The following is a 17,746-nucleotide window of genomic DNA, read 5'->3' on the forward strand; positions in this document are numbered from 1 at the left end:
GAATCGGCCCAACGCCTGTCCAGGGTAAAACGTGTATCCAGATAAAACTTGAGGCTGGGAGCCTGCAAGGCGCCAGCGGTAAACCGCTGACGCCTGACAGACCACCAACCTCATAGCGCAATCGCTGATTAGCGACGCAGACCCAGGCGACCGATCAGAGTCTGATAACGACCCAGATCCTTGCCTTTCAGGTAGTCCAGCAGCTTGCGGCGCTGGTTTACCATGCGGATCAGACCACGACGGGAGTGGTGATCTTTACCGTTGGCCTTGAAGTGACCTTGCAGTTTGTTGATGTTGTGGGTCAGCAGTGCAACTTGCACTTCTGGCGAACCAGTGTCACCAACAGCTTGCTGGTAGTCAGCAACGATTTGAGCTTTTTCTTGAACGTCGAGAGCCATGAGGCAATCCTTTTATCAGGAAACTGTTTCAGGGAAACAGCTTCAACAGGCCAGGGACAAATCCCTGTATCTATAAATGAGTCGTGACCGTGCCTGTTAACAGCCACACTCGCCGACCTGCTGTTACGCAGGCCGGTTCCGGTCATTCTGACCGAATCAAGCGACGTGGCGCGATGCGCCCGTCTTCGCTCACTTCACCGATACCGATGAAGCGACCATTGTGATCCTGTACCCGTACCATGCCGAACTTCGGAGCATCCGGAGCACGTACCGGCTGGCCGTTGAGCCAGTAGAACGCGCTCGCTTCCGAGAAGTGCAGCAGCGGCCAATCCTGCAGGCCGCTGTCCGATGGCATCAGGAAGCGGTCGACCGCTTCGTTGCCGCCTTCGGCATGTACCGCTTCCAGCTCTTCGAGGGTCACGGTTTGCGCCAGGGTGAAAGGCCCGGCCTGGGTACGGCGCAATTCTGCGACGTACGCACCACAACCGAGTTGCTCACCGATATCCTCCACCAGGGTGCGGATATAGGTGCCTTTGCTGCAATCCACCGCGAGCCGCGCAGTATCGCCTTCGAAGGCCAGTAATTCCAAGCGCGCAATAGTAACAGAACGCGGTTCGCGCTCCACTACTTCACCTGCACGGGCCAGCTTGTACAGCGGCTGGCCATCACGCTTGAGCGCCGAGTACATCGGCGGTATCTGACTGATTTGGCCACGAAATTTCGGCAGAACCGCCTCGACATCGGCGCGACCAACGGTCACCGGGCGTTCCAGCAAAACCTCACCTTCGGCATCGGCCGTGGTGGTGGTCTTGCCCAGTTGCGCCAGGGTTTCATAAGCCTTGTCGGAATCGAGCAGGTATTGCGAGAACTTGGTTGCCTCACCGAAGCACAGCGGCAACACGCCGCTGGCCAGCGGGTCGAGACTGCCGGTGTGCCCGGCCTTCTCGGCGTTGAGCAGCCAGCGAACCTTTTGCAACGCGGCGTTGGAGGTGAACCCCAGCGGCTTGTCGAGCAGGATGATGCCACTGACGTTACGACGGATACGTTTGACCTGAGCCACCGAATTACTCCTTGGTGTCTTCAGGTTCAGCGGCCACCGGATGCTGATTGTCTTCAGCCACGGCGCGCTCGATCAGGGCCGACAGATGCGCACCACGCACGACGGATTCGTCGTAGTGGAAGTGCAATTGCGGCACGCTGCGCAGCTTCATTTCGCGGGCAAGCTGCATACGCAGGAAACCTGCGGCGGCATTCAGTACCTTGATGCTTTGCGCGATGTCTTCGGCGTTGTCCTGCCCCATCACGGTGATGAAAATCTTCGCGTGACCGACGTCACGGCTGACTTCCACAGCGGTAATGGTGACCAGGCCGACGCGCGGATCTTTGACTTCACGACGGATCAGCTGGGCCAGCTCGCGCTGCATCTGATCGCCGATACGTTGGGTACGGCTGTATTCTTTTGCCATGATTTGTTACCTGTTACTGCCCCACGGTGAAACCCGCAAGGTCTGAAAGCGGCAAACGCCCGGCCTGACAAAAGCCAGACCGGGCGTTGCGTTTAGAGTCCGGGTGATGCGCCACACATTGCAGTGCGGCCGACCATCACGGCTCCTGAAGTGCGCGAGTTAGAGGCTGCGAGCAACCTGAACCTTCTCGAAGACTTCGATCTTGTCACCGACTTTGACGTCGTTGTAGCTCTTCACGCCGATACCGCATTCCATGCCGGCACGTACTTCGGAAGCGTCATCCTTGAAGCGGCGCAGGGATTCCAGCTCGCCTTCGAAGATAACGATGTCTTCACGCAGTACACGGATCGGACGGTTACGGTGCACAACACCTTCGATCACCATGCAGCCAGCGATCGCGCCAAACTTCGGCGAACGGAACACGTCACGCACTTCGGCGATACCCAGGATGTTCTCGCGAACATCGCTGCCGAGCATACCGGTCAGGGCTTTCTTGACGTCTTCGATGATGTCGTAGATCACGTTGTAGTAACGCATATCCAGACCTTCCTGCTCGACGATCTTCCGTGCGCCAGCATCGGCACGCACGTTGAAGCCGAACAGTACAGCGTTGGAAGCCAGTGCCAGGTTAGCGTCGGACTCGGTGATACCACCGACACCGCCGCCGACTACGCGCACTTGCACTTCGTCGTTGCCCAGGCCATTCAAGGCACCGTTCAACGCTTCCAGCGAACCACGGACGTCGGATTTGAGGACGATGTTGAGCGTCTTCTTCTCTGCCTGACCCATGTTTTCGAAGATATTTTCCAGCTTGCCGGCGTGAGCGCGAGCCAGTTTGACTTCGCGGAACTTGCCTTGACGGAACAGAGCCACTTCACGGGCTTTCTTCTCGTCGGCAACCACGCTCATCTCGTCGCCAGCGTCCGGGGTACCGTCCAGGCCGAGGATCTCGACAGGGATGGAAGGACCGGCTTCCTTGATTGGCTTGCCGTTCTCGTCGAGCATGGCGCGAACGCGGCCATAGTTCGAACCGACCAGAACCATGTCGCCTTGACGCAGTGTACCGTCTTGAACCAGAACGGTTGCAACCGGGCCACGACCTTTGTCGAGACGCGATTCAACCACAACACCACGGCCAGGAGCCGAAGGAGTTGCTTTCAGTTCGAGAACTTCAGCTTGCAGCAGAACAGCTTCGAGCAGCTCGTCCACGCCAGTACCGACTTTCGCCGAAACCGGTACGAACGGCGTATCACCGCCCCACTCTTCCGAAGTCACGCCATGAACCGACAGTTCGCTACGGATGCGATCGAGATCAGCGCCCGGCTTGTCGATCTTGTTCACTGCAACAACCAGTGGAACGCCAGCCGCTACAGCGTGCTGAACAGCTTCAATGGTCTGCGGCATCACGCCGTCGTCCGCTGCAACTACCAGGATCACGATGTCGGTCGCCTTGGCACCACGAGCACGCATTGCGGTAAACGCAGCGTGACCCGGGGTGTCGAGGAAGGTAACCATGCCGCGTTCGGTTTCAACGTGGTACGCACCGATGTGCTGAGTGATACCACCGGCTTCGCCAGCAGCTACCTTGGCACGACGGATGTAGTCGAGCAGGGAAGTCTTACCGTGGTCAACGTGGCCCATTACAGTCACGACTGGTGCACGGGAGAACGACTCACCTTCAAACTTCAGGGACTCGGCCAGGGAATCTTCCAGGGCGGTGTCGCTGACCAGGGTCACTTTGTGGCCCAGTTCTTCGGCTACCAGTTGAGCAGTTTCCTGATCAAGCACCTGGTTGATGGTCGCTGGAGTACCCAGTTTGAACATGAACTTGATGATTTCAGCAGCCTTGACCGACATCTGATTGGCGAGATCGCCAACAGTGATGGTCTCGCCGATCTGCACATCACGCACGACAGGGCCGGTTGGGCTCTGGAAACCGTGGGCATTGCGCTTCTTCAGCTTGGCCTTGCCGCGACCACCACGACGGAAGCCATCGCTTTCTTCGTCGGTAGTACGTGGCGCAACGCGTGGCGCTGGCGCTTTCTCTTTGACCGATGCGCGATGCGGAGCGTTTTTACGCTCGCCATCACCACCGCCACTGCGACGATTGTTGTCGTCGGCACGTGGTTTGTCCGGACGGCGCTGTTCGTTCTGCTTGTTGCGAACGTCAGCAGACGGTGCTGGAGCAGCGGCAACCACCGGTGCGCTTTCGCGTACTGGTTCGGCAGCTGCAGCCGGCGCCGCAACTGCGTCGCTGGAAGCGGTTTGCGCAGCAGCAGGCTGGCGGCGCGCTTCTTCTTCGGCGCGCTGCTTGGCTTCTTCTTCAGCCTTCTGACGGGCAGCATTTTCTACTGCGCGACGCTCATCCAGTTCACGCTTGCGTTCGGCTTCGATTTCTTCCGGGCTACGCTGTACGAAAACTTTCTTTTTGCGAACTTCTACGCTGATGCTTTTGCTACCAGCCACACGCAGGGTGCTGGTGGTTTTACGCTGCAGCGTGATCTTGCGTGGTTCTTCCACTTTCGCCTTGTGGCTGCTTTTCAAGTGAGTCAGCAGGGACTGCTTCTCACTGTCAGTCACATTTTCTTCGGCGGCGGTGTGCGGCAGACCTGCCTCACGCATCTGCTGCAACAGGCGCTCTACCGGTGTTTTGACCTCATCGGCCAGTTGTTTCACCGTGACTTGCGTCATGCACTTCTCTCCTCAGGCCGCGCCTAATTACTCGAACCAGTGGGCTCGGGCGGCCATGATCAACTTGCCGGCACGATCATCGTCAATGCCGTCGATGTCGAGCAGGTCGTCAATAGACTGCTCGGCCAGGTCTTCGCGGGTAATTACGCCGCGCACCGCCAGTTCCATCGCCAAATCCTTGTCCATACCCTCAAGCGAGAGCAGGTCTTCGGCCGGATGGGCGTCTGCCAGCTTTTCCTCAGTAGCGATGGCTTTGGTCAACAAACGATCCTTGGCACGAGCGCGAAGCTCGTTGACGGTATCTTCGTCAAAGCCGTCGATGTTGAGCATTTCTTCCAACGGTACGTAGGCAATCTCTTCCAGGCTGGTGAAGCCTTCATCTACCAGCACCTGTGCCAGGTCTTCGTCGACTTCCAGCTCGTCGATGAAGTTGCGCAGGATGTCGCCGGTTTCTGCTTGCTGCTTAGCCTGGATGTCCGATTCGGTCATCACGTTCAGGGTCCAGCCAGTCAACTGGCTCGCCAGACGCACGTTCTGACCACCACGACCGATGGCCTGAGCCAGATTGTCTGCGCCAACGGCGATGTCCATTGCATGGGCATCTTCGTCAACGATAATTGCCGCAACCTCGGCCGGGGACATGGCGTTGATCACGAACTGAGCCGGGTTGTCATCCCAAAGGACGATGTCCACACGCTCACCACCCAACTCACCCGACACTGCCTGGACGCGCGAACCGCGCATACCGATGCAAGCGCCCTGCGGGTCGATGCGTTTGTCCTTGGAGCGCACGGCGATCTTGGCGCGCGAACCCGGATCACGGGACGCTGCCATTACTTCGATCAGACCTTCGGCAATTTCCGGCACTTCGATGCGGAACAGCTCGATCAGCATTTCCGGCGCGGTACGCGACAGGATCAGCTGCGGGCCGCGGTTCTCAGTGCGGATTTCCTTGAGCAGCGCACGCAGACGCACGCCGACACGGAAGGTTTCGCGAGAGATGATGTCTTCACGGGCCAGCAACGCTTCAGCGTTGTTACCCAGATCGACGATCACGTTGTCGCGGGTGACTTTTTTCACGGTGCCGGAGATGATTTCTCCCAGGCGCTCGCGATAAGCGTCGACCACTTGAGCGCGCTCGGCTTCACGCACTTTCTGCACGATGACTTGCTTGGCAGTCTGTGCAGCAATGCGGCCGAACTCGATGGATTCGATTTTTTCTTCAACGACGTCGCCAACCTTGGCACCAGGATGCGTTTCGGCAACTTTGGTAGGCCAGGTTTCGATGGCCGGATCGTCGAGATCGTTCTCTTCGACGACCGTCCAGCGACGGAAAGTTTCGTAAGAACCGGTGTGGCGGTTAATTTCCACACGCAGGTCAACTTCGTCCTCAAAACGCTTTTTGGTAGCAGTGGCCAGAGCCAGCTCCAGCGCTTCAAAAATTACGCTTGCCGGTACGCCCTTTTCATTGGATACCGACTCAACAACCAGCAGTACTTCTTTGCTCATCGTACGCCTCGCCTTTCGCAAGCCATTGGATCCGCGGGATCCGCGTCTCAGTCAAAACTGGGAATAATGTTGGCCTTGTCGATCATATCGATCGGCAACAGGAACTCATGGTCATCTACCTGCACCACGACATCCTGTTCTTCTACACCGCGCAGAAGGCCCTGAAAGTTGCGTCGACCTTCAAAAGGCGAGCGCAGCTTGATCTTCACTTGTTCACCGGCAAATTTTGCAAACTGCTCAAGAGTGAACAGCGGGCGCTCCATGCCAGGCGAGGAAACTTCGAGGGTGTATTCAACGGAGATAGGATCTTCAACATCCAGTACACCGCTGATCTGACGGCTGACAATGGCGCAATCGTCCACCAGCACGCCGCCCTCTTTATCGATATAAACGCGCAACATCGAGTGACGACCCTGAGCCGAAAACTCGATACCCCAGCATTCATAGCCCAGGGCCACGACCACCGGGGCCAGCAAGGCCTGCAACTCTTCTAGCTTGCTCGACACCTGAACCCCCTAGTGCATGATATGTGCATGCTTTGCAAAATAAAAAAATGGGCGAAACGCCCATCCTTGAAACGCCGTCGAACAGCGGCGTTGAAAGTGTCCAGCTAACAAAAAGCCCCTTAAAAGGGGCTCCTTAAACTGGTTGCGGGGGCCGGATTTGAACCGACGACCTTCGGGTTATGAGCCCGACGAGCTACCAGACTGCTCCACCCCGCGACAAAGCTGGGGCGGAAGTATACGACCGATCCCTTATAGGGTCAATGTAACCTTCCACCTGCAAGAAAGCCCGCAACAGCGGGCTCTCCTGACTAATTGGTACCGAGAAGGGGACTCGAACCCCTACACCCTATGGGCACAACCACCTCAAGGTTGCGTGTCTACCAATTCCACCACCTCGGCAAAACTACTTTGAAACCCTTCTTACTTCTGCTCTTGAGCTGGAGGTACGTCAGTCGCTGGAGTAGCCGACTTTTGCTCTTGAAGCACCGGGACATCATCAGAAGCCGGTTGTTGTTGCTTAGGTACTTCCAACACTGCTGGGTTTGGCAATCCTGCTTGAGTCAGCTGATGAGCCTTCTCTTTAGCAAAGTAACCTAACCCTAAGCTGGTTATGAAGAAACCGGCGGCAAGTATAGCAGTAAACTTACTAAGAAAGGTAGAGGAACCTTGGCTTCCGAACACAGTATTTGAAGCACCTGCTCCGAAAGACGCGCCAGCGTCCGCACCCTTACCCTGCTGCAGCAAAACCAGAGCAACTACGCCCAATGCACCCAGCAGATGAAAAACGACTACGACTGTTTCCAGCATTTTTTCAGTTTCCCGCGGCGCGACAGATCGCACCGAACTCATCTGCATTCAGGGAAGCTCCACCAATGAGCCCCCCATCGATATCCGGCATGCCGAACAGTTCGACCGCATTGGCCGCCTTCACGCTGCCGCCGTATAGAAGCCGCACACCTCGTGCGACTTCAGAATTCTCTGCCGCCAACTGCTCACGAATGGCCTTATGCACATCCTGAGCCTGCTGCGGCGTTGCAGTCAGTCCGGTACCAATTGCCCAGACCGGCTCGTAAGCTATGACTGCCTTGGCAAAAGCACCAACACCCAGCTCCTCGATGATGCTGCCCAGCTGACGCCCGACAACCTCAAGAGTTTTCCCGGCTTCACGCTGCTCAAGGGTCTCCCCTACACACAACACCGGAATCAAGCCACATGCCTGTGCCGCTGCGAACTTGCGATTCAGCATTCCGTCTCGCTCGCCCATTATCTGACGGCGTTCGGAGTGCCCTACAAGCACCAGGGAACAACCTGCATCCACCAACTGACTCGGCGCTATTTCACCGGTCAATGCACCTTGCATGGATTCCACCGCAGAATTCTGCGCACCGACCGAAATCGATTTACCTTTCAGGCCATCAATCACTTGATTGATATACAAGCAAGGCGGGAATACCGCGACATCAACACCGCTTGGCAAGGCCAGATGACGAAGGCCGTTGATCAGCTCAGCGACGCTGGCGCGGGTACCGTGCATCTTCCAGTTACCAGCTACCATAGGGCGACGCATGCTGTACCTCGTCGGTCAAAGTGGGCGCAGATGTTACCCAACACAATCATGGCTTGCAAGCCGAATCAGGCAGAAACTTCAGTTACCAGTTTTGCCAGTTCTTCGGCATAGCTGCGAACCTGAGTTTCGTCCTCGCCTTCGACCATCACACGCACCAGAGGCTCTGTACCGGACTTGCGCAAAAGCACCCGCCCACGCCCCGCCATTGCCTGGGTAACGCGCGCGCTGGCTTCCTTGACAGCCGGATGCTCCAGCGGGCTTTCGCCGCCGCCGAAACGTACATTGATCAGGACCTGAGGACACTTGCGCAACGCCTGACGGGTTTGTGCCAGACCTTCATTACGCGTCTTCAGTGCCATCAGCACTTGCAGCGCAGCGATGATCGCGTCGCCCGTCGTCGTATGATTGAAGCAAACGATGTGCCCCGAGTTCTCACCGCCGACCAGCCAGTTGCGCTCAAGCAATTCGGCAATCACATAACGGTCGCCCACATTGGCGCGAATAAATGGAATCGAAAGTTCGGCAAGCGCTAACTCCAGACCGAGATTGCTCATCAGAGTGCCAACGACGCCCCCCTGAAGCTTTCCTCGCTCATGCAGATCACGAGCAATGATAAACAGCAGCTCATCACCATCGACGATGGCACCCGTGTGATCGACCATCAGAACCCGATCACCATCACCATCAAAAGCGATACCGAGGTCAGCGTGCTCAGCCAGCACTGCTGCCTGCAACTGCCCCATGTGGGTCGAGCCACAGTTATCATTGATGTTCAGACCGTTTGGCTGCGCCGACAAGACAACAACGTCCGCACCAAGCTCACGGAAAACGCTCGGCGCTACTTTATAAGTCGCGCCATGAGCACAATCGATAACGATCTTGAGGCCGGAAAAACTGGTACCGGTTGGCACACTGCTTTTGCAGAATTCAATGTAGCGGCCGGAGGCATCGTTGATTCGCGAGACCTTGCCGATCTTGCTCGACTCGACCACGGTCATTGGCGCATCCAGCAGCTCTTCAATCATCAGTTCCAGCTCGTCCGGCAGCTTGGTGCCTTTACCCGAGAAAAACTTGATGCCGTTATCGTCATGCGGATTGTGCGAAGCGCTGATCACGATACCCGCCTCAGCCTGAAACGTTCGCGACAGGTAAGCGATCGCAGGTGTCGGCATCGGACCGAGCAGCATCACGTCGGCGCCCGCCGATGTCAGGCCAGCCTCAAGGGCCGATTCGAACATGTAGCCGGAAATTCGAGTGTCCTTGCCGACCAGCACCTTGCAGGCACCCATCTTGCGGAACGCCATGCCGGCAGCCCAACCGAGCTTGAGCATGAAGTCAGGAGTAATCGGGTATTCACCGACTCGACCACGAATGCCGTCAGTACCAAAGTATTTCTTGCTCATAAGTGCTCCATCATTCTTATTCGGCTGATTCCACGGCCGCGATCATCCGCACCACGTCTACTGTTTCCGCCACATCATGGACACGCAATATACGCGCCCCCTTGACTGACGCCAGTGCAGCCAATGCCAGACCACCGTGCAGACGCTCGCCCACAGGACGGTTCAACGCATGCCCGATCATGCTCTTGCGTGAAACACCGACCAACAGCGGCCGGCCCAGCGCATGCAGGGCCTCCATATGCTTGAACAAGCTTAGATTGTGCTGCAGGGTTTTAGCGAAGCCAAAGCCAGGGTCGAGAATGATCCGCTCAGCCGGGATGCCCGCCAGCGCACATCGGGCCATGCGCTCGGCGAGAAACTCGCTCACTTCTTGCGTGACATTCTGATATTGCGGATTGTCCTGCATATCACCCGGCTCACCGAGCATATGCATAAGACACACAGGCAGCCCTGTAGCCGCCGCAGCGTCCAGCGCCCCATCGCGCTGGAGCGATCGCACATCATTGATCAAGCCCGCGCCCAGCCGCGCGGTTTCGCGCATCACGGCAGGAGTGGAAGTATCGACCGAGATGATGACATCGAGTTCGCGATTGATCAGTTCGACAATCGGCGCTACGCGCTCAAGTTCTTCTAGCGGAGAAACCGCTCGCGCGCCAGGACGAGTGGACTCCCCCCCCACATCAATCAGCGTTGCGCCAGCCACAACCATGGCTTCGGCATGGCGTAGCGCCGCGTCGAGCTGGCTGTATCGGCCACCATCAGAAAAGGAATCGGGAGTGACATTGAGAATGCCCATGACATGCGTATGGGCCAAATCAAGAACCCGGTTGCCGCAAGGCAACCGGGTCAGGGACTGTACAGAAGTCATTTCAAACCTTAAACGTCAGCAGCCGGACCGCCAATCGGTTTTTCCGGACGCTCATCCTGAACAACTGGCGGCGGCGGAGTACCGGTACCACCCGACCAATCACGCGGCTCGCGAGGCGTACGACCTGCCATGATGTCGTCGATCTGTTCAGCATCGATCGTTTCATACTTCATCAGAGCATCGGCCATCGCATCGAGCTTGTCACGGTTGTCCGTGAGGATCTGCTTGGCGGTGCCATAGCATTGATCAATGATGCTGCGCACTTCGGAGTCGATCAGCTTGGCCGTCTCACCGGAGAAGCTTGCAGCCTGACCACCACCGCCGCGACCCAGGAACACTTCGCCTTCTTCTTCGGCATACATTAGCGGACCGAGTTTTTCCGACAGGCCCCACTTGGTCACCATGTTCCGCGCAATCTGACTGGCACGCATGATGTCGTTGGAAGCGCCGGTGGTCACACCGTCGAAACCGAGCGTCATTTCTTCTGCGATACGGCCACCGTACAGCGAGCAGATCTGACTGATCAGTGCACGCTTGGACAGACTGTAGCGATCTTCTTCCGGCAGGAACATCGTCACACCCAGCGCACGACCGCGCGGGATGATCGAAACCTTGTAGACCGGATCATGCTCAGGCACGACACGGCCAACAATAGCGTGGCCTGCTTCGTGATAAGCGGTGTTCTGCTTTTCCTTCTCGGACATGACCATCGATTTGCGCTCAGCGCCCATCATGATCTTGTCTTTAGCCAGTTCGAACTCTTTCATCTCGACGATGCGTTTGCCGGCACGAGCCGCAAACAACGAAGCTTCGTTGACCAGGTTAGCGAGGTCAGCACCGGAAAAGCCAGGAGTACCACGAGCGATAACCGCCGGAGCAACGTCGTCACCCATTGGCACTTTACGCATGTGAACCTTGAGAATCTGTTCGCGACCACGGATATCCGGCAGACCGACCACCACTTGACGGTCGAAACGGCCTGGACGCAGCAGCGCAGGGTCGAGTACGTCAGGACGGTTGGTTGCAGCAATCACGATAATGCCGTCGTTCATTTCGAAGCCGTCCATCTCAACCAGCAACTGGTTGAGAGTCTGCTCACGCTCGTCGTGACCACCACCCATACCGGCGCCACGATGGCGACCGACGGCGTCGATTTCGTCGATGAAGATGATGCACGGCGCATGTTTCTTCGCCTGCTCGAACATGTCACGAACACGGCTTGCGCCGACGCCGACGAACATCTCGACAAAGTCGGAACCGGAAATAGTGAAGAAAGGCACCTTGGCTTCACCGGCAATGGCCTTGGCCAGCAAGGTTTTACCGGTACCCGGAGGACCGACCATCAGCACACCGCGAGGAATGCGACCACCAAGACGCTGGAACTTGCCCGGATCACGGAGAAACTCAACGAGCTCGCCAACTTCTTCCTTGGCTTCGTCGCAACCAGCAACGTCAGCCAAGGTGGTTTTCACCTGATCTTCGGAAAGCAGGCGCGCCTTGCTCTTGCCGAAGCTCATCGGTCCGCCCTTGCCGCCGGCACCACCCTGCATCTGGCGCATGAAGAACATGAACACCGCGATGATCACCAGGATCGGGAAGCTGGCCACCAGAAGCTGGGTCCAGATGCTTTGCTGTTCTGGCTGCTTGCCTTCAACCACAACGTGGTTGTCGACCAGGTCACCGATCAGGCCATTGTCCTGAATTGCCGGACGAATGGTCTTGAAGCTGTCGCCATCGTTGCGCTTGCCGGTAATCACATAGCCATCAACCGCGACGCGCTCGACCTTGCCATCCTTGACCTGCTGGATGAAGTCGGAATAGTTGAGGGTCTGCGGCTCGTTAGGGCTGGAGAAGTTGTTCATCACCGTCACGAGGACAGCCGCGATGATCAACCACAGGATCAGATTCTTTGCCATATCGTTCAATTAACTACCCTCTGAAGCAAGCTCCGCTACTGGCGCGCGCTTCGCATGATATTCACCGGCCTAACTTACTACATTACCTACAACTCTGGCAGGCGCCGTCTGTAACCCTTTGTGAAACACTTTCTACACAATATTCGCTTATGCACGCGGGGCGAAATACGAAAAACCTATCACCCTGCACAAAAAACCTCGTTTTACTCACTACGACCCCGGTAGCCCCAAGCCAGCATGTATTGCTCACGAGAACTGCCGCGGGACGAGTCCGGTTTGATCATCTGGATCTTGTCGAACTTCTTGCGAGCATCCTTCAGGTAAACATCAAATCCTTCGCCCTGAAAAATCTTGATAACGAAATTACCACCCGGCTTGAGTATCCGCTCCGCCAGATCAAGCGCCAGCTCGCAAAGGAACATGGCTTTGGGCATATCCACTTCAGGCGTACCACTCATATTGGGGGCCATATCGGAAATCACAAGGTCTACCTGCGAATTACCGACGGCTTCCAGAATTTGCGCGAGCACGGCGTCTTCGGTGAAGTCACCCTGGATAAATGTCACGTCAGGAATGCTGTCCATTTCCAGGATGTCCGAAGCGATCAGACGCCCCTGACCACCGATCAGCCGGCTAGTCACCTGCGACCAGCCACCGGGCGCTGCACCCAGGTCGACAACGCTCATACCAGGGCGGATCAGCTTGTATTTCTCCTGGACTTCCAGAAGCTTGTAACTCGCACGCGAGCGGTAGCCATCCTTCTGCGCTTGCTTCACATAAGGATCGTTGACATGTCGTTTCAGCCAACCAAGGCTTGTCTTGGAACGCGCCATTGGGCACCTCGATGATTAGGGTCGTGATTAATTGGGCGGATCAGCGAACCCTCGGGTAAAATGGCCGCCATTTTACAGAATCCAGACGAAAGGGTCAGATTATGCCGCTCACTCCAGAGCAGAAGAAACAGTACAAATCCATTGGCCACCACCTGAAACCCGTTTTGACGGTGGCTGACAACGGTTTGACTGAAGGTGTGTTAGCCGAACTTGAACGCGCTTTGGCCGATCACGAGCTGATTAAAATCAAGCTCAACATCCTCGACCGCGAGTCGCGCCTGGCGCACATTGCAGAACTGTGCAAGGTCGGCAAAGCGGATCTGGTACAGGTCATCGGCAAGATGGCACTGGTTTATCGTAAGAACTTCAGCGCCAACAAGCAGCTGTCGAACGTTCATCGCTTCAAGTGATGACAAGGGTCAAGGGTGTGCTTCGCGCACCCTGCCACTCCATCCCGGCACCGGCTGCATTATCAGCACCAGCCCGGAAAAGCCCAACACAAGATAGCTGAACACCTGCCAGCGCTGCGCATCCGGCCAGCCGACACGCACCGCGACAAACATCGCGCACGCATACAACGCCATCAACAGCACCTGCCCGCGAAAATCCCGCCATAGACTGGCAAGGCCCTCGGTCTGCACCAGCACCAAAGCCTGAAAAATCACGCATGCGGCGGAAAAACCCACCACCAGCACTTCAAATGCACTGGCGACTTCATCGATCAGCAGCGGCGCCAGACCAATCTTGCCCAACACCGGCTGCAAACCGAAATGAATCAACCAGAGACCGCCGACCCACAACATCTGGGTCAGCTGCCAAAGCATGGCGCCCGCATGCAGCGGGCGCCCGGTTTCAGATGTGACGGACTTCGACAATCTCGTACTCGATAACGCCACCAGGCGTTTTCACGGCGACCACATCGCCCTCTTCCTTGCCAATCAAGGCGCGGGCCAAAGGCGAGCCTACCGAAATCTTGCCGAGTTTGAAGTCAGCCTCATCCTCACCCACGATGTGGTAAGTGACGGTTTCATCAGTCTCGACGTTGGCGATTTCGACGGTGGTGCCGAAGATCACTTTGCCGGTATGAGGAATGGTCGTGACATCAATGATGACCTGATTCTGAATCCGGCCCTCGATGTCACGAATCCGCGCCTCGACCATGCCTTGCTGTTCGCGGGCAGCATGGTATTCAGCGTTTTCTTTCAAATCACCCAACTCGCGGGCCGTACCGATGTCCTGGCTGAGCTTCGGACGCACGACCTTGGTCAGGTGAGTATGTTCTTCTTCCAGGGCGCGAGCGCCCTGAACAGTCATCGGGTATTTAACTAAGCTCATGCCTTCAATCCTGCGTGTAGATCCTGCAAGCGGCGCACAGTCTTTTCCGGACCGAACTTCAGCGCTTCACAGATAGCTTCGCCCGCAGCAATGGTGGTGGTGCAGTAAATCTTGTGCTGCAAGGCATTACGACGAATGGAGTACGAATCAGCGATCGACTGACGACCTTCGGTGGTGTTGATGATCAGGGTGACTTCGTCATTCTTGATCATGTCGACCACGTGCGGACGACCCTCGGTCACTTTGTTCACACGGCGCACTTTCAGGCCAGCCGCTTCGATCAGCTTGGCAGTACCGGCAGTGGCAACCACTTCGAAACCCAAGTTGATCAGATCACGGGCCACGCCTGCAACCAGTGGCTTGTCATCATCACGCACACTGATGAACGCAGTACCGCCGGTCGGCAACACTTCGCTGGCGCCCATCTGGGCCTTGGCGAATGCCTCACCGAAGGTATCGCCGACGCCCATCACTTCACCGGTCGACTTCATCTCCGGGCCGAGGATCGGGTCAACGCCAGGGAATTTGGCGAATGGGAATACCGCCTCTTTCACGCTGTAGAAGTTCGGGATGATTTCTTTGGTGAAGCCGATTTCCTGCAGGGTTTTACCGGCCATCACGCGAGCAGCGATCATCGCCAGGGAAACACCGATGCACTTGGAGACGAACGGTACGGTACGGGAGGCGCGCGGGTTGACCTCAATGACGTAGATGTCTTCGCCTTGCAGCGCCAACTGTACGTTCATCAGGCCGACAACGCCCAACTCCAAGGCCATTTTCTTGACCTGTTCGCGCATCTCGTCCTGGATGTGCGCCGGCAGCGAGTACGGCGGCAGCGAGCAAGCGGAGTCACCGGAGTGAACGCCAGCCTGTTCGATGTGCTGCATGATCGCGCCGATCACCACGTCTTTGCCGTCGCAGACCGCATCCACGTCCATTTCAATGGCGCAGTTGAGGAAGTGGTCGAGCAGCACCGGGCTGTCGTTGGACACTTGCACCGCGTCACGCAGGTAACGCTTGAGCTCGTCTTCCTTATAAACGATTTCCATCGCGCGACCGCCCAGTACATAGGACGGACGCACCACCAGCGGATAACCGATCTTCGCAGCAGCGCGAACAGCTTCGTCTTCGCTGCGCACGGTGGCGTTTGGCGGCTGACGCAGGTTCAGGCGCTCAACCATTTGCTGGAAACGCTCACGGTCTTCAGCGCGGTCGATGGCGTCAGGGCTGGTGCCGATGATTGGCACGCCGGCAGCTTCCAGAGCACGAGCCAGTTTCAGCGGAGTCTGGCCGCCGTACTGGACAATCACGCCTTTCGGCTTCTCGACGCGACAGATTTCCAGCACGTCTTCCAGGGTTACCGGCTCAAAGTACAGACGGTCGGAAGTGTCGTAGTCGGTGGAAACGGTTTCCGGGTTGCAGTTGACCATGATGGTTTCGTAGCCGTCTTCGCGCAATGCGAGGGCAGCGTGAACGCAGCAGTAGTCGAACTCGATGCCCTGGCCGATACGGTTTGGACCGCCACCCAGAATCATGATTTTGTCGCGACCCGACGGCGCGGCTTCGCACTCTTCCTCGTACGTCGAGTAGAGGTAAGCGGTGTCGGTGGCGAACTCGGCGGCGCAGGTATCAACGCGCTTGTAGACCGGGAACACTTCCAGCTTTTGACGGTGCGTGCGCAGGTTTTTCTCGGTCACACCCAGCAGCTTGGCCAGACGCTGATCGGAGAAGCCTTTGCGCTTGAGCTTGAACATCAGGTCGCGGTCGATAGCCGACAAGCCGAGGGTCTTGACCTTCTCTTCGTCCTTGATCAGATCTTCGATCTGCACCAGGAACCACGGATCGATCATGTTCATGCCGAAGATGTCTTCGACGGTCATGCCGGCGCGGAAAGCGTCCGCCACATACCAGATGCGCTCAGCGCCCGGCACGGTCAGTTCGCGCTTGAGCACGCTCATGCTTTCCGGGTTGCTCAGGTCGAGTTTCTCGTCCAGACCGCAAACGCCCACTTCCAGACCGCGCAGAGCTTTCTGCAGGGATTCCTGGAAGGTCCGGCCGATGGCCATGACTTCACCAACCGACTTCATCTGAGTGGTCAGGCGCGCGTCAGCGTTGGCGAATTTTTCGAAGGCGAAGCGTGGCAGCTTGGTGACGACGTAGTCGATCGACGGCTCGAAGGACGCCGGGGTCTTGCCGCCGGTGATGTCGTTCGACAGTTCGTCGAGGGTGTAGCCCACAGCCAGTTTGGCGGCGACTTTGGCGATCGGGAAACCGGTGGCTTTCGAAGCCAGTGCCGAGGAACGCGACACACGCGGGTTCATTTCGATCACGACCATGCGGCCGGTATCCGGGCAGATACCGAACTGTACGTTGGAGCCGCCAGTCTCGACGCCGATCTCGCGCAGTACCGCCAGGGAGGCGTTACGCAGGATCTGGTATTCCTTGTCGGTCAGGGTCTGAGCCGGCGCAACAGTGATCGAGTCACCGGTGTGCACACCCATCGGGTCGAAGTTTTCGATCGAGCAAACGATGATGCAGTTGTCCTTTTTGTCGCGGACAACTTCCATTTCATATTCTTTCCAGCCGATCAGCGATTCGTCGATCAGCAGCTCTTTGGTCGGCGACAGGTCGAGACCGCGGGCGCAGATTTCTTCGAACTCTTCACGGTTGTAGGCGATACCGCCACCGGTGCCGCCCATGGTGAAGGACGGACGGATGATGCACGGGAAGCCCAGGCGCTCAAGAACGGCGTTGGCTTCTTCCATGCTGTGGGCAATACCTGAACGCGGGCATTCCAGGCCGATCGACTTCATGGCTTTGTCGAAACGCGAACGGTCTTCAGCCTTGTCGATGGTGTCGGCGTTGGCACCGATCATTTCCACCCCGAACTTCTCCAGAACGCCTTCGCGCTCCAGGTCCAGGGCGCAGTTCAGCGCGGTCTGGCCGCCCATGGTTGGCAGCACTGCATCCGGACGCTCTTTCTCGATGATCTTGGCAACGGTCTGCCACTTGATCGGCTCGATGTAGGTGGCGTCGGCCATGTCCGGGTCGGTCATGATGGTGGCCGGGTTGGAGTTCACCAGGATGACGCGGTAACCCTCTTCGCGCAGGGCTTTGCAAGCCTGGGCGCCGGAGTAGTCGAATTCGCAGGCCTGGCCGATAACGATCGGGCCAGCGCCGAGAATCAGGATGCTTTTAATGTCTGTACGTTTTGGCATGGGTTTGTCACTCAAATCCGCAGGTCAGTCGGCAAG

The 17,746-nt window shown here is 57.3% G+C and carries 16 protein-coding genes and 2 tRNA genes; 1 reads left to right on the forward strand and 17 read right to left on the reverse strand.

Features of this window, described 5'->3' with window-relative positions; all coding sequences use genetic code 11:
* Nucleotides 1–128: 128 nt before the first annotated feature.
* From rpsO to rlmE, 14 genes are all read right to left on the reverse strand, one after another.
* Nucleotides 129–398 carry a 30S ribosomal protein S15 gene (gene rpsO / locus JFT86_RS02365; RefSeq protein WP_003177875.1) on the reverse strand — a complete coding sequence of 90 codons (270 nt, stop codon included), beginning with the start codon at nt 396–398 and terminating at the stop codon, nt 129–131.
* A 142-nt stretch (nt 399–540) separates the two neighbouring features.
* The gene (gene truB / locus JFT86_RS02370; protein WP_201235483.1) at nt 541–1,458 is read right to left on the reverse strand and encodes a tRNA pseudouridine(55) synthase TruB; all 918 of its coding nucleotides are present in this window, start codon (nt 1,456–1,458) and stop codon (nt 541–543) included.
* Between the two features lie 4 nt (nt 1,459–1,462).
* The gene (rbfA, locus tag JFT86_RS02375) at nt 1,463–1,864 is read right to left on the reverse strand and encodes a 30S ribosome-binding factor RbfA (RefSeq protein ID WP_007915259.1); all 402 of its coding nucleotides are present in this window, start codon (nt 1,862–1,864) and stop codon (nt 1,463–1,465) included.
* 159 nt (nt 1,865–2,023) lie between these two features.
* Complete coding sequence (infB, locus tag JFT86_RS02380; RefSeq protein ID WP_201235485.1) at nt 2,024–4,555, reverse strand: translation initiation factor IF-2; 2,532 nt, start codon at nt 4,553–4,555, stop codon at nt 2,024–2,026.
* Between the two features lie 27 nt (nt 4,556–4,582).
* Complete coding sequence (gene nusA / locus JFT86_RS02385; RefSeq protein ID WP_007915252.1) at nt 4,583–6,064, reverse strand: transcription termination factor NusA; 1,482 nt, start codon at nt 6,062–6,064, stop codon at nt 4,583–4,585.
* Between the two features lie 47 nt (nt 6,065–6,111).
* Entirely contained in the window at nt 6,112–6,570 is a 459-nt protein-coding gene (gene rimP / locus JFT86_RS02390; protein WP_007915250.1) for a ribosome maturation factor RimP, read from the reverse strand.
* Between the two features lie 139 nt (nt 6,571–6,709).
* Nucleotides 6,710–6,786 (reverse strand) — tRNA-Met (locus JFT86_RS02395).
* A 97-nt stretch (nt 6,787–6,883) separates the two neighbouring features.
* A tRNA-Leu gene (locus tag JFT86_RS02400) sits at nt 6,884–6,969 on the reverse strand.
* A 21-nt stretch (nt 6,970–6,990) separates the two neighbouring features.
* Nucleotides 6,991–7,377, reverse strand: coding sequence for a preprotein translocase subunit SecG (secG, locus tag JFT86_RS02405; protein WP_016986497.1), 387 nt, complete (start codon nt 7,375–7,377; stop codon nt 6,991–6,993).
* A 4-nt stretch (nt 7,378–7,381) separates the two neighbouring features.
* Nucleotides 7,382–8,137: a triose-phosphate isomerase gene (gene tpiA / locus JFT86_RS02410; protein ID WP_103303202.1), complete on the reverse strand. Its 756-nt coding sequence runs from the start codon at nt 8,135–8,137 to the stop codon at nt 7,382–7,384.
* A gap of 65 nt (nt 8,138–8,202) precedes the next feature.
* Nucleotides 8,203–9,540, reverse strand: coding sequence for a phosphoglucosamine mutase (gene glmM, locus JFT86_RS02415; protein ID WP_201235487.1), 1,338 nt, complete (start codon nt 9,538–9,540; stop codon nt 8,203–8,205).
* Between the two features lie 16 nt (nt 9,541–9,556).
* A complete protein-coding gene (gene folP, locus JFT86_RS02420) occupies nt 9,557–10,408 on the reverse strand; it encodes a dihydropteroate synthase (RefSeq protein ID WP_201235489.1) in 852 nt (283 codons plus the stop codon).
* Between the two features lie 8 nt (nt 10,409–10,416).
* Nucleotides 10,417–12,324: an ATP-dependent zinc metalloprotease FtsH gene (gene ftsH / locus JFT86_RS02425; RefSeq protein WP_103303205.1), complete on the reverse strand. Its 1,908-nt coding sequence runs from the start codon at nt 12,322–12,324 to the stop codon at nt 10,417–10,419.
* A 203-nt stretch (nt 12,325–12,527) separates the two neighbouring features.
* Nucleotides 12,528–13,157, reverse strand: a complete 630-nt coding sequence (rlmE, locus tag JFT86_RS02430) for a 23S rRNA (uridine(2552)-2'-O)-methyltransferase RlmE (RefSeq protein WP_008088328.1) — start codon at nt 13,155–13,157, stop codon at nt 12,528–12,530.
* Nucleotides 13,158–13,258: 101 nt separating this feature from the next.
* Here rlmE and JFT86_RS02435 point away from each other — a divergent pair, with 101 nt between their 5' ends.
* Nucleotides 13,259–13,567, forward strand: coding sequence for a YhbY family RNA-binding protein (locus JFT86_RS02435; protein WP_016771761.1), 309 nt, complete (start codon nt 13,259–13,261; stop codon nt 13,565–13,567).
* Between the two features lie 9 nt (nt 13,568–13,576).
* Here the strand turns inward: JFT86_RS02435 and JFT86_RS02440 are convergent, their stop codons facing one another.
* The 3 genes from JFT86_RS02440 to carB are packed head-to-tail and all read right to left on the reverse strand — an operon-like array spanning nt 13,577 to nt 17,710.
* The gene (locus JFT86_RS02440; protein ID WP_201235490.1) at nt 13,577–13,981 is read right to left on the reverse strand and encodes an MFS transporter; all 405 of its coding nucleotides are present in this window, start codon (nt 13,979–13,981) and stop codon (nt 13,577–13,579) included.
* Nucleotides 13,982–14,009: 28 nt separating this feature from the next.
* Nucleotides 14,010–14,492: a transcription elongation factor GreA gene (gene greA, locus JFT86_RS02445; protein ID WP_201235492.1), complete on the reverse strand. Its 483-nt coding sequence runs from the start codon at nt 14,490–14,492 to the stop codon at nt 14,010–14,012.
* A complete protein-coding gene (gene carB, locus JFT86_RS02450; RefSeq protein WP_201235499.1) occupies nt 14,489–17,710 on the reverse strand; it encodes a carbamoyl-phosphate synthase large subunit in 3,222 nt (1,073 codons plus the stop codon). The genes greA and carB overlap by 4 nt, the downstream gene beginning before the upstream one ends.
* Between the last annotated feature and the right edge of the window lie 36 nt (nt 17,711–17,746).

It is taken from the genome of Pseudomonas sp. TH06 (assembly GCF_016651305.1).
Classification (GTDB): domain Bacteria; phylum Pseudomonadota; class Gammaproteobacteria; order Pseudomonadales; family Pseudomonadaceae; genus Aquipseudomonas.